The organism is Anaerosphaera multitolerans (assembly GCF_004006535.1).
GTDB classification, from domain to species: domain Bacteria; phylum Bacillota; class Clostridia; order Tissierellales; family Peptoniphilaceae; genus Anaerosphaera; species Anaerosphaera multitolerans.
The window spans coordinates 48,139-60,574 of the sequence record NZ_RLIH01000006.1; the positions used below are offsets into that span (position 1 = coordinate 48,139).

The following is a 12,436-nucleotide window of genomic DNA, read 5'->3' on the forward strand; positions in this document are numbered from 1 at the left end:
TCACACGTCCTTAGAAATTCGAAGTAAAATACCCACTGAAACCATTGCCACTAATAGCGCCGTACCTCCATAGGAAATAAAGGGAAGTGTTATTCCGGTAACCGGCAATAGTTTAGTACTTACTCCCAAGTTGAAAATGGCTTGAACTCCCAAATATGTAGTAAGCCCAACAGCCACAAACTTATCAAAATAATTTTTTGCTCTATAAGCTATAGTATAGCCCCTATATATTAAAAGTATAAATAAGACTATTAAAAATATACCACCAATAAGTCCAAATTCCTCACAAATTATGGGGAAGATAAAATCATTGTAAGCAAAGGGCACATTCCCGTATTTTTGTCTTGATTGAAATAATCCAACTCCCTTTATTCTGCCCATTGCAATTGCATATTGAGCTTGGTCTATTTGGTAAGTGTCGATGCTGGTATCACCAGCAAAACCAAGTATCCTACTTATTCTATATTTATACTTATCCTGTGTTAACATTAAAGCTATTAAGCCTGCCCCAAGACCTGCCATAGATACAAATTGATGCGGTTTCATTCCGGCAACTAAGAACATAAAAAATAAAGATGCTCCTATTACAACTGCCGTAGAAAAGTCTTTAGTCATTATTGGCACCACTGATACTACTAAAATGACTAAAATCATAATAAAAATTGAACCCTTGCCTATATTTTTACGATTTGCCTCTAAATAATTTGCCAAATAAAGAACGGAAGTTACCTTTACAAAGTCAGAAGGCTGTACCCGTATATTGATTATGGGGATTATTATCCATCTTGCCTGACCGTTTATTACTTTTGCCAAAGGACTCCATAATAAAGCCACTAGACATAGAGAAACTACAAATGCAAAAGTCGTCAATTTTTGCAACATTTTTCGTGGCATTATATACACTATAAGCATTGCCACAAAACCAAGGACCATAAATGCAATCTGTCTTTTTACAAAGTAAAAACCATTATTATAAGATTTTATTCCCTCAGGATAAGAAGCACTTGTAACAGCAATTAGACCAAATCCCAAAAGAAGTATTAAAACAACCAGTAAAGTTAAATCAACTTCTTTAATTTTTTGTTTATAATTTTTCATCATTATAACCCGCTTACTAAATTTTTAAAATGTCTTCCTCTTTCCTCGTAGGATGAATACATCCCCCAAGAAGCACAGGCAGGAGAAAGTAATACCGTATCTCCGTCCTTGCTTAAATCCTTTGCAGTTAAAACAGCCTCTTTCAAATCATTTACTTTATATATATTATATCCCATAGGTCCAGCTACACTTTCTATAGTATCAGATGTTTGACCCATTAATATTAAAGCTTTAATTTTTTTTCTGCCAATTTTCAGCATTTCACTATAATCAGCTTTTTTATCATAACCGCCTGCAATTAAAATAATATTCTCATCTATGGAATTTATTGCCATAATAGTGGAGTCAGGATTTGTCCCCTTTGAATCATTATAATAGATTACACCATCTAAATTTTTTACAAATTCCATTCTATGTTCAACGCCTGAGAAATTGGAAATAGTATCTTTAATTATTTTGTTTGAAATATTTAAACACTTTGAAATGGTAACGGCAGTAAGTATATTTTCTAAATTGTGAGTTCCCGGAATTTTTATATCTTTTACAGATAGTATTTCCTCTTCTCTTAAGTCATTATTCCTAAAATAGACTTTATCATTTTTTACATAACATCCCAGTTTATTTTCATCTTTTAAAGCAAAATAAAATATATTCCTATTAAACTTTAAAGCATTTAAAGTATTATCTCTATAGTTTAAAATAGTAAAGTCATTTTCATCTTGATTTTTAAATATTTTAAACTTTGCATTTTTATAATTCTCCATAGACTTATGCCAATCTAAATGATCTACAGTTATATTAGTAATAGCTGATACTTTAGGTTTAAAGTCCTCTGTATTTTCCAATTGAAAGGAGCTTGATTCTATTACAATAAAATCATCTTCTCTCGCATCTAAAGCAACATCTAAAATACCCTTTCCTATATTTCCTACTGTATAAGTAGTCCTTTCTCTACTTAAAATTTCAGAAACTATAGTTGTCGTTGTGGTTTTACCGTTAGTACCTGTAATTGCAATTAAATTTTTACATTTTGTTATTTTATATGCTACTTCAATATCTGAAAGAATTTTAATTCCTTTATCTCTAGCCCTAATTAACAGTTCATTGTCAGGCGAAATACCGGGACTTTTTATTATTAAATCTATTAAATCAAAATCTTCTTCTTTAAATATATTAAATCTAATATTTAAATCATCTTTTAAATTTTCTTCATTTTTATCATAAACATAGAGGCTTCCAGTAAATTTACTCATAGCTTTTAAGGCTGATTTACCGGTAAGTCCAAATCCAAAAATCAAAATATTTTTATTTTCAAACATAATATTCCCCTAAAATAGCATATAGTAGGCTACTATACACAAGATAACTTCAACTATACAAAAAACCAATACCACTTTAGTTTCTTTCCAACCCTTTTGCTCATAGTGATGGTGAAGGGGTGACATTAAAAATACTCGTTTACCTGTGGTTTTAAAAGAAACAACTTGAATTATTACCGATAAAGTTTCAATAAAGTATATTCCTCCGGCAATGGGAAGAATTAAGGGTAAATTTAACAAAACCGCTATGGCACTAATTGCTCCGCCTAACGCTAAAGAACCGGTATCCCCCATAAATATTTTAGCAGGAAATTTATTATAGTATAAAAATCCTACAAGTGCTCCTAATAATATTATGGAAAACAATTCAATGTTACTCCTTCCCATTTTATGAGCCACTATTGAGAAAAAAGCCAAGCAGATTATTGTTACTCCACTTGATAGACCATCAAGACCATCAGTTAAATTTACGGAGTTTACCGTCCCCACAACTACAAATACTGTAAAAGGAATATAGAGTAAACCCAAGTTAACAGATTTATTTAAAATTGGAATTATTACATCTGTACTTAATCCTTCTCCATTATATTGGTAGACCAGTATAATCAAGGCAGTTAAAATTTGAAAAAATAATTTTTGCTTTGCTGTAAGTCCTAGATTTCTCTTCTTTATAACTTTTATATAGTCATCTAAAAAGCCTACTAATCCGAAGGCTAAAGTAGAGAACAATAACATTGCCGTTTCCATATTTATATTTCTGGATATTGCTATTCCTATTAAAAGGGTAAATATGAATATTAAACCTCCCATGGTAGGAGTTCCACCTTTACTAAGATGACTTTGAGGACCATCCTCTCTTATACTTTGTCCCGCCTTTAGTTTCTTCAATATAGGAATCATAAAGTGTCCAATAACCATTGATACCAAAAAAGCCACTAAAGCGTATATATAGTTGTTCTGCATATTTATTCCCTTCTAATTTTCAGTCTTTTTATTACTGTCTTTATTTTTTGCTGCCTTGGAACTCTTACTGTTTTTAATGTCATTTCCCTTTGAATCTTCTTTAGATTCTTTCTTTATATCACTTTCATCCACAGACATTTCCAAGGTTAAAAAACTGTCATTATCTATTTTTTCTCCCGGATATATAGATTGCGAAACCACATGTCCTCCACCTTTAATGGTGTAGTCAATACCTAAATTTTCCAAAATAGGCTGTAAATCCTTTTCGCTTACTCCATATAAACTAGGCATAACTTTCGTCTTACTTTCATTGTTACTTATTTCTAAATCCACTATGGATTCTTTTTTTACATAATTTCCCGCTGCAGGTTTCTGACCTATTACTACAGCATTATCTGTTATATTTTTAGATTTTACATTAAATTGCAAGCCCAAATCAACTAATGTTTTCCCAGCTTCAGGTAGCAATAAATTACTTACATTGGGAACTTCTATTAATTCTTCATCCTCAACCTTTACTTCTTCAGTCTTAGGTATATTTAAATATTCTAAAGTATTTTTTAAAACAGATTGAGCCGCAGGTACTGCTACAGTGGAACCGAAAAATTCTCCTTTTGGTTTTTGTACAATTACCAATACAGTAACTTTAGGATCATTCATAGGTGCTACGCCCACAAAGGATGAGATATAGTTATTTGGATCATATCCGCCGGTTTCCAAAACTGCATTTGCTGTTCCCGTCTTACCTCCAACTTGGTATCCCTCAACTTTTGCACGTCTACCGGTTCCCTCTTCCACAACTTTTCTCATTAAGTCTTTCATTATTTCGGAGTTTTCTTCTGAAATAACCCTTCTCTTTCTTTCAGTTTCAAATTCTTCAATTACATTTCCATTGCTATCTTCAATTCTATCTACCATTCTCGGTGTATTTAAATATCCGCCATTTACTATTGCAGAAACGGAATTAATCAATTGGATTGGTGTAACAGCAATAGCGTGTCCGTAGCTTAGCCTTGAAAGCTTAACAGGTGTTATATCCTTTACATCCTTAGGGATTTCTCCCTTGGCTTCAGCCGGAAGATCTATACCCGTTCTCTCCCCAAAACCAAAGGCCTTAATATATTTTAACATATTTTCAGCGCCCAAATCGTTACCTATTCTAACAAAGCTAATATTACAACTTTCTGCCATAGCCTGTTCTAAAGATCTCTGTCCCCTGTTGTCTGAAGTACAGGTTATTGGGGCGGAAGGAATCTCCGTATACACTCCATTACAAAGATAGGTTTTTTCCAAATCGGTTTTTGCCTCTTCAAGAGCTGCTGCTGCAGTAATTAACTTAAAGGTGGATCCCGGTTCATATTGAGAATTCACACAGAAATTACTCCAGTTTTTATACCAATGCTCAAGTTTTTCCTCTTCAGAATAATTGTCCCAATTTTGAATATTTTCCTCTCCCACAGGGTCCTTTGGATTGTTTAAGTCATAACCTTCATTATTAGCCATAGCCAAAATTTCTCCCGTTTGAGTATCCTGAACTATTACCGAAACCATTTCCGCATTATGCTCCAATCTGGATTTAAGCGCAGCATCCTCAGCAAATTGCTGTATATTTTCATCAAGGGTTAAAACAGGATAAACCCCTTCCTTAGGCGCATAACTTTCCTCATCAGTTAAAGGTATTTGATTTTGCGCATTGCTCTTTAAAGATATGTTTTTCCCCGGTATCCCTGAAAGTTCTTCATCATACTTAGATTCAATCCCATATTGTCCTGTCCCCTCATCATTTGTAAAACCTATTACATGACAAGCCAAGGAGTCATAGGGGTAAAGTCTTTTTGTAACATCTTCCACAGATAGTCGATTCATTCCCAGACTTCTAAGCTCATTACCCTTTTCACGAGTTACATTTGAAGCAATTTTCACAGTCTTGTTTCCCACCATGTACTTCAAAACATCTTCTACGTCCTTTTCCAACACTGAAGCTATAACCTTTGCGTCACTTTCAACCTCTTCATTAAACTTATTTTTATTATTGTCATACTTGTTTTTATCATAGGTCATATCATAGTACAAATTCGATTTAGTGACATTTATTGCCAATTCTTTTTTATTTCTATCGTAAATTATTCCTCTATCGGCTTTAACTGTTTCACTTTTTGAAAGTTGATTTAAAGCTTGACGCGTTAATTCCTCACCTTCAACAAAATTAATCATAAATAACTTTATAATTATAAGTGCAAATAAAAAAGCCAGAAGGAAAAATATGATAAAAACTTTACTATTTGCTATGTTTAAAAAGTTCTTTTTTTTAACACTATTTTTTCTTTTTGGCTTTTCAATAAAATTCCTTTTATTCATAATTCCCTCTAATCTTTAGTAAAAGATTTTAATACTGATATAATAGGGCTCAAAAAAACGTTGTTATTAACATCTTTTTGTTCTTCATCTTTACTAATGTCTACATAGACAATTTGTTCCTCTTTTGGAAATACCATTCCAAGTTTATACATAGCTTCTTCCTGAATCTGTGATGAACTTTTTATCCCTTTAATCTCACCAACTAAAGAAGATTTTGTCTTCTCTAAATCCTCAATTTCCTTTTGCTGAGCAATAATTTGTTTATCCAAATTAGCAAGTTGAGCATATGTAAATGTAACCCCAAATAAGATTATCATAACAATTAGAAGTGTTATATACAAGTTTTTTTTAGAATTTTTATAAGCTTTTTTCTTTTTCTTCTGCACCTTAACACTTGATGCCTGTTTTTTATTTAAATACATATGACACCCCTACAACTTTTCAACTACTCTTAACTTTGCACTATGTGCTCTATTGTTATCTTTTAGTTCTTGCTCAGAAGCTATAATTGGTTTTCTCGTAATAATTTCAACTTCTCTCTTTTTACCGCAAACACATACAGGTGTTTCTTTAGGGCAAATACAATCTAAATAATAGTATTTAAAAGTATCCTTAACTATTCTATCCTCTAGGGAATGAAAAGATATTACCGCCATTCTTCCGCCGGGTTTTAATCTATCTATCATTCTTCCAATGGTCATTCTCAAAATATCAAGTTCATTGTTGGTTTCAATTCTCAACGCCTGAAAAGTTTTTTTTGCAGGATGACCCTTCTTTCTCCTAGCAGGTGCGGGTATGGCTTGTTTAATTATATCAACTAACTCAAAGGTCGTATTAATAGGCTTCTCATTTCTACGCTTAACTATTAAGTCAGCTATTCTAGCAGCCCACTTTTCCTCTGAATAATCCCTTAATATCTTTGTCAATTCTTCTTTGGAATATCCGTTAACTATATCCCAAGCACTAAAGGTAGCCGACATATCCATTCTCATATCAAGTTTTGCATCATAATTATAGGAAAATCCTCTCTCGCCTTCATCAAACTGATAAGAGCTCACACCTAAGTCCAATAGAAAACCATCTACTTTATCTATATTTAAAGAATCTAAAATACTATCAAAGTCCTTATAATTGCTTTTAAATAACTTGTAATTACTATTAATTTCACTAAGTACTTCTTCAGCTTTTTTTAGCGCACTTGAATCTTGGTCTATTCCCACTAGTAGACCACTTCCATTTAATCTCCTTAATATCTCCGATGAATGTCCTGCCCCACCAAGGGTTCCATCAAGATAAATTCCATCTTTTTTAATATTTAATAATTCTATAGTATCATCAAATAATACAGGTTTGTGATTAAACTTCATTTATATCCCCAACTCAGTCATCTTTTCAGCCATTTCTTCGTAGCTTAATCCCTCATCGTCATTATAGCTGTCCCAATTTTCAGTGCTCCAAATTTCAACTCTTGTACTTACTCCAATTACTACTGCTTCTTTATTAATTTGTGAATGTTCCCTAAGGTTTTGTGGTATTAAAACCCTTCCCTGTTTATCAAGAGATTGATCAACGGCTCCAGAAAAAAAAGTCCTAACAAAGGATCTTACTGCCTTATTAGTCATAGGTAAATTTTTTAATTTATTTTCAATTTTTATCCATTCATCTTTTGGATATACAAAGAGACAATTATCCAATCCCTTTGTCATTACAAATTCTTCTCCCAATTCATCTCTAAATTTTGCCGGAATTATCATTCTTCCCTTAGAATCGAGAGAGTGCCTGTATTCACCTATTAGCATTTTGTCACCATTATTTACCACATTCAACCACTATCTACCACTTTGTATATATTCTACCTCATTAATGAGCCTTATTCCACACCAAATTAAATTTTCAAAAAATAAGGACTATAGTCCTTTTAAAGACAAAATAAAAAAATTGGACATTCTAATCCAATTTTTCATTATCATTTTTATATGCATCTGCAATAAAGTAGAAATCCGAGCCTTTACCTAATTCAGAATTTACGCCGTAGTCAAAACCGTGCATTTCCAAAATACTTTTTACTATATATAACCCAAGCCCCGTTCCCACTTCAGGTCGAATGTGATTATCTCTTTCTCTGTAAAACTTATCCCATATGTCTTTTAAATGCTCTTTTTTTATTCCGACACCTTTATCAATACAATGAAATTCAACTTTACCATCTTTTTCAACTATTTTAATAGTTAGTTCTTTTTCATCCTTTGAATAGTTAATTGCATTGTTTACTAAATTGTAAATCACTTGCTCAATTCGCTTACTATCACAATATATAACACAGTTCCCTTCAACTATATAATTAAAATTATAGTCATTTTGTTCAAAGAAAATTTTAAACCTATCCATTACCTTTGAGGTTATTTGACTTAAATCTTCCCACTGATAATTAACCTCTACTAAATCAGATTCAATTTTCGATAAATCCAATAAATCATTTACTAACATAGTCAGATGATCTGCTTCCTTTATAATAGTATCAATGTGGCGATTTCTCATTTCCTCATTGTTCCCTGAAATATCTCTTATCATCTCTCCATAGGATTTAATTACAGTAAGCGGAGTCTTCAAATCATGACTTACATTGGAGATCAAATCCTTTCGCATCTCCATTGTCTTTTCCAATTCGCTAGTTGCATAATTTAAAGTATTTGATAAATCATTTATTTCAGAATAATCATCTTCACTAAAATGCACTTCAAAATTTCCGCTTCCCAATATTTTTGCCGTTTTTGACATTCTAACTAAGGGACCGGATAATTTTTTAGAAATAAAATAAGAAAGTATTAAAGCTAAAATTAAGGACATTATTGAAACAATCATCAATAATTTCTGTAGTATACCTACAGCTGAATCTACAGGTTCAAGATCTGTTTGAATCATTAAATATCTATCCACGCCTTGAGTCTTACCTAAGTAGCCTGCATAAATAATAGTTGGATTTTCCTCATTTTTTAACTGTGTTGTAAAAACTCTATAGGGCTTTTCCCCATCCTTTACACCGTCAAAGTACTCATTAAACTCTTTTTCCTTTAGGATTTTAGGATGCATCATCATCTCAATCCATGAAAGCGGATAAATTAAATGACCTTCTTCATCAATAACCTGAACTTTAGTACCTTCAACTTGAAAGTATTCAGACAGCTTTTTTTCAAAATCTTTACTATCCGCTTCACTTAAGAGATAATTTCCGATTTTAGTAACTTCTCCCTCTTTCATAGATTCATAAAACATATTTAAAAATACAATTTGAAACAACCAGAGAGAAATTAAAATAGCCGCGGCGAACCCTGAAAAGTACTTCCAAAAGGCAAACATTATACTATTTTTATCAAGTTTTATAGTTTTATTCTCTTGTGTCAAATTTATAACCCGTTCCTCTTACAGTAACTATAAATTTTCTATAGTCCTTAATTGAATTTCTTAACATTTTAATATGGGTATCTACCGTTCTATCATCGCCGTAAAAATCATAGCCCCAAACCTTACTTAAAAGTTTATCTCTTGATAGTGCTATATTTTCATTTGTCGCCAAAAATACAAGTAAATCATACTCCTTTGGAGTCATATCCACTTTTTCATCATCAACATATACCACTTTACCGTCAAGATCTATTTTCAATCCTTCAAATTCTAAAACTTCATTTTCAACTGTCTTTTGATGCCTTTTCACTATTACATTTAATCTTGCCATTAATTCCTTTGGTGAAAAAGGTTTTACTACATAATCATCTATACCTATTTCAAAACCGAATAATTTATCATATTCCTCGCCTCTTGCCGACAACATCAATACGGGAATATCCTTATTTTTTCTTATTTCCTTATAAGAAGAAAAACCATCAAGACGGGGCATCATTATATCCATAACTATTACATCAAAATCCTGTTCTTTACACTTTTCAATGGCCTCTAAACCATCAGAAGCCTCTTCTACAGTGTGCCCTTCAAATTCAGCATAGGTTTTAATTACCTCTCTAATTTTTGCTTCATCATCTACTACTAATATTTTAAACAAAATATCACCTTCCATATCCTGTGTCTAGGATACAATTATTTTGTGAGATAAAAGTGAAATTTTGGCGAAAACTACAGTTCACCCTTTAGCCCACAAATGTCGGCTCTTTTTTGAAGTCCTTTTATAGTTTCTTCAAAAACCACATTTTTATCCATTTCCAACATCTCTATTCCCTGTAAAATTATATCTCTATTACAACCTGCTGCAAATTTCTTATCCTTAAACTTCTTATTTAAGGACTTTAAATTCAAGTCCAGCACAGATTTACTTGGTCTAAGTAAACAAGCCGCATTAATAATACCTGTAAGTTCATCTATGGCAAAAAGAGTCCTCTCCATTAAACTCTCCGGTTTTTCCTCACTGCAAATACCCCATCCGTGAGAAACTATAGCCCTGATATATTCCTCAGGCCATCCCTCTGCCTCAAGAATTTCCCTGGTTTTTTTACAGTGTTCTTCCGGATACTTTTCATAGTCCAAATCATGGCACAGTCCAACTACTCCCCACTTTTCCACATCTTCATCAAAATACTGTGCAAAATGCATCATTACTGCCTCAACTTGAAGTCCATGTTGTATCAATGCATCAGTTTCATTGTATTTTAAAAACAATTCCATAGCTTCTTCTCTATTAATTGACATTATACCACCTCTTCTTTCTCATAATGATACACCAAATTTAAGATATTTTAAATATACAGTGACAAATTATTCTTTTATTATAAAATATATATGAGGTGATTCTTTGAAAATTAAAAAAGCAGTAATACCTGCTGCAGGACTAGGAACCAGATTTTTACCCTTTACTAAATCTTGTCCCAAAGAAATGTTGCCAATTATAGATACCCCCACTATTGAATACATAGTTAGAGAAGTGGTGGAAAGTGGAATAGAAGAAATCTTAATAATTTTAAGTAGAAATAAAACTTCTATTGAAGATTACTTTGATCGTAACTTTGAATTAGAACAAAAGCTGATTAATGATAAAAAATATAATCTCGTAGAACAGTTGAAAGAAATTGAAAGCTTGGCAAAAATACACTTTATTAGACAAAAAGAAGCCCTAGGTCTTGGTCATGCTGTATATTGCGCAAAAAGTTTTGTTAATAATGAGCCCTTTGCTTTGCTTTTGGGAGATGAATTAATTGTCAATGATATAAATGCAACATCTCAGTTAATTAAATTATATGAAAAGCGGAATTCATCAATAATAGGACTCTCTAAAGTAGATCCGTTGGAAGTTGACAAGTATGGAATAGTGGAGCTTAATAAAGAAAATCAAATTTTAAATATGGTTGAAAAGCCGGATATAAATTCCGCACCCAGTAATTTAGCTATAATTGGCAGATATATAATTAGCCCTAAAATATTTGAGATTTTACCAAATATTAAGCCAGGTAAAAATAATGAAATCCAACTTACCGATGCACTTCTTGAACTTTTAAATTATGAATCAATATATGGTTTGGAAATTCAAGGACAAAGATATGATATTGGTTCAAAAATCGGATTTTTAAAAGCCACTTTTGACTTTGCTTTAAATAGAGAGGATTTAAGCGAAGAATTAATTAAATACATTAAAGGGAGGATTTAATATGGAAGGAAAAGTATTTAAAGATAAGGCAGTTCTTAGAGTTGATAAGGGTGAAGAAGTTATTGAATCAATATTTAAATTTATTGAAGAAAATAAAATTACACTCGCAAATGTAAGCGGAATCGGCGCTTCAAATAACATAACTGTGGGACTTTTTAACACTGAGACTAAAGAATACAACACTGCGGATTATTTTGGCGAAGATTTTGAAATTACAGCCTTTATGGGTAATATTACCACAAAAGACGGAGAATACTACGTACATATGCACATTACATTTTCAGACGAAAATCAAAACACCTTTGGAGGTCATTTAAATAAGTGTATAATCAGCGGAGCCTGTGAAATATTTTTTGACATAATTGAAGGTGAAGTAAAACGTTATTTTGATGAAGAAATAGGATTAAATATAATGAAATTTTAAATATATCTAAATTATTAAAATGTAGATAATAATATTTTTTTTGGTATAATGTTAATGAACTTTTATTATAACGACTTAGTATATTTAAAATATTTTAGTATTCTATAAATATTTAGGAAACTATACGATAGAATATATGAAATAATCATTAACTAGTAATAAAATATCTATTTTACATTATAATTTCAGAAAGGAGAGATTTCCTATCAATATAACAGAATGTATTAACTTTTTATTGACAACTTCTCAACATAAAGTCTTTAATATTGTTAAAGAAAGATTATCTGAATTTGATGTTACACCGGTTCAATATGGCGTTCTACAATGTATATGGCAATTTGACATTGACAGTCCAAATGAAGTGGCGAATTTCTTAGATATTGAAAACTCCACTATTTCAGGAATTCTTGAAAGAATGGAGAAAAAAGATCTTATAATTAGAGAAATCGATGTAAATGACAGGAGATTTATAAAAATAAAACTGACAGATAAATCAAAGGCTTTGGAAGAACCTATAAATATAGCAGCAGAGGAAGTCAATGAAAAAATACTCTCTATGTTTACAAAAGAGGAAGAAAGAGATTTGAAAAAATATTTGAGAAGAATTTGCACACTATAACAATT

General features: G+C 31.6%; 13 protein-coding genes. 3 read left to right on the plus strand and 10 right to left on the minus strand.

Translation table 11 applies throughout. The features are described 5' to 3' along the window. From EF514_RS05470 to EF514_RS05515, 10 genes are all read right to left on the minus strand, one after another. A complete protein-coding gene (locus tag EF514_RS05470) occupies positions 1 to 1,098 on the minus strand; it encodes an FtsW/RodA/SpoVE family cell cycle protein (protein WP_240649012.1) in 1,098 nt (365 codons plus the stop codon). A 2-nt stretch (positions 1,099 to 1,100) separates the two neighbouring features. Continuing rightward, positions 1,101 to 2,417: a UDP-N-acetylmuramoyl-L-alanine--D-glutamate ligase gene (murD, locus tag EF514_RS05475; protein ID WP_127724431.1), complete on the minus strand. Its 1,317-nt coding sequence runs from the start codon at positions 2,415 to 2,417 to the stop codon at positions 1,101 to 1,103. Between the two features lie 9 nt (positions 2,418 to 2,426). Further along, positions 2,427 to 3,380 carry a phospho-N-acetylmuramoyl-pentapeptide-transferase gene (mraY, locus tag EF514_RS05480; RefSeq protein WP_127724432.1) on the minus strand — a complete coding sequence of 318 codons (954 nt, stop codon included), beginning with the start codon at positions 3,378 to 3,380 and terminating at the stop codon, positions 2,427 to 2,429. Between the two features lie 12 nt (positions 3,381 to 3,392). After that, a complete protein-coding gene (locus tag EF514_RS05485; protein ID WP_127724433.1) occupies positions 3,393 to 5,738 on the minus strand; it encodes a penicillin-binding transpeptidase domain-containing protein in 2,346 nt (781 codons plus the stop codon). Between the two features lie 8 nt (positions 5,739 to 5,746). Next, entirely contained in the window at positions 5,747 to 6,160 is a 414-nt protein-coding gene (locus tag EF514_RS05490; RefSeq protein WP_127724434.1) for an FtsB family cell division protein, read from the minus strand. Positions 6,161 to 6,169: 9 nt separating this feature from the next. Next, positions 6,170 to 7,105 (minus strand): 16S rRNA (cytosine(1402)-N(4))-methyltransferase RsmH, encoded by a 936-nt coding sequence (gene rsmH, locus EF514_RS05495; RefSeq protein ID WP_127724435.1) that lies wholly within the window; start codon positions 7,103 to 7,105, stop codon positions 6,170 to 6,172. Beyond that, positions 7,106 to 7,537, minus strand: coding sequence for a division/cell wall cluster transcriptional repressor MraZ (gene mraZ / locus EF514_RS05500; protein WP_127724500.1), 432 nt, complete (start codon positions 7,535 to 7,537; stop codon positions 7,106 to 7,108). Between the two features lie 148 nt (positions 7,538 to 7,685). Then, on the minus strand, positions 7,686 to 9,140 hold the full coding sequence (locus EF514_RS05505; RefSeq protein WP_338067653.1) for a sensor histidine kinase: 1,455 nt from the start codon (positions 9,138 to 9,140) through the stop codon (positions 7,686 to 7,688). After that, on the minus strand, positions 9,124 to 9,795 hold the full coding sequence (locus EF514_RS05510) for a response regulator transcription factor (protein WP_127724436.1): 672 nt from the start codon (positions 9,793 to 9,795) through the stop codon (positions 9,124 to 9,126). The genes EF514_RS05505 and EF514_RS05510 overlap by 17 nt, the downstream gene beginning before the upstream one ends. 71 nt (positions 9,796 to 9,866) lie before the next feature. Continuing rightward, complete coding sequence (locus EF514_RS05515) at positions 9,867 to 10,436, minus strand: HDIG domain-containing metalloprotein (protein ID WP_127724437.1); 570 nt, start codon at positions 10,434 to 10,436, stop codon at positions 9,867 to 9,869. A 103-nt stretch (positions 10,437 to 10,539) separates the two neighbouring features. Here EF514_RS05515 and galU point away from each other — a divergent pair, with 103 nt between their 5' ends. The 3 genes from galU to EF514_RS05530 all read left to right on the plus strand — a co-directional run bounded on the left by galU (position 10,540) and on the right by EF514_RS05530 (position 12,431). Further along, positions 10,540 to 11,388, plus strand: coding sequence for a UTP--glucose-1-phosphate uridylyltransferase GalU (gene galU / locus EF514_RS05520; RefSeq protein WP_127724438.1), 849 nt, complete (start codon positions 10,540 to 10,542; stop codon positions 11,386 to 11,388). Between the two features lies 1 nt (position 11,389). Beyond that, a complete protein-coding gene (locus tag EF514_RS05525; protein WP_127724439.1) occupies positions 11,390 to 11,812 on the plus strand; it encodes a PPC domain-containing DNA-binding protein in 423 nt (140 codons plus the stop codon). 235 nt (positions 11,813 to 12,047) lie between these two features. Continuing rightward, positions 12,048 to 12,431, plus strand: coding sequence for a MarR family winged helix-turn-helix transcriptional regulator (locus EF514_RS05530; RefSeq protein WP_205666376.1), 384 nt, complete (start codon positions 12,048 to 12,050; stop codon positions 12,429 to 12,431). Positions 12,432 to 12,436: the final 5 nt, after the last annotated feature.

What these genes read in the sequence shown, in the direction of transcription:
- EF514_RS05470 (WP_240649012.1), bottom strand. Translation starts at nt 1,098, where the DNA reads ATGAAAAATTATAAACAAAAAATTAAAGAAGTTGATTTAACTTTACTG.
- murD (WP_127724431.1), bottom strand. Translation starts at nt 2,417, where the DNA reads ATGTTTGAAAATAAAAATATTTTGATTTTTGGATTTGGACTTACCGGT.
- mraY (WP_127724432.1), bottom strand. Translation starts at nt 3,380, where the DNA reads ATGCAGAACAACTATATATACGCTTTAGTGGCTTTTTTGGTATCAATG.
- EF514_RS05485 (WP_127724433.1), bottom strand. Translation starts at nt 5,738, where the DNA reads ATGAATAAAAGGAATTTTATTGAAAAGCCAAAAAGAAAAAATAGTGTT.
- EF514_RS05490 (WP_127724434.1), bottom strand. Translation starts at nt 6,160, where the DNA reads ATGTATTTAAATAAAAAACAGGCATCAAGTGTTAAGGTGCAGAAGAAA.
- rsmH (WP_127724435.1), bottom strand. Translation starts at nt 7,105, where the DNA reads ATGAAGTTTAATCACAAACCTGTATTATTTGATGATACTATAGAATTA.
- mraZ (WP_127724500.1), bottom strand. Translation starts at nt 7,537, where the DNA reads ATGCTAATAGGTGAATACAGGCACTCTCTCGATTCTAAGGGAAGAATG.
- EF514_RS05515 (WP_127724437.1), bottom strand. Translation starts at nt 10,436, where the DNA reads ATGTCAATTAATAGAGAAGAAGCTATGGAATTGTTTTTAAAATACAAT.
- EF514_RS05525 (WP_127724439.1), top strand. Translation starts at nt 11,390, where the DNA reads ATGGAAGGAAAAGTATTTAAAGATAAGGCAGTTCTTAGAGTTGATAAG.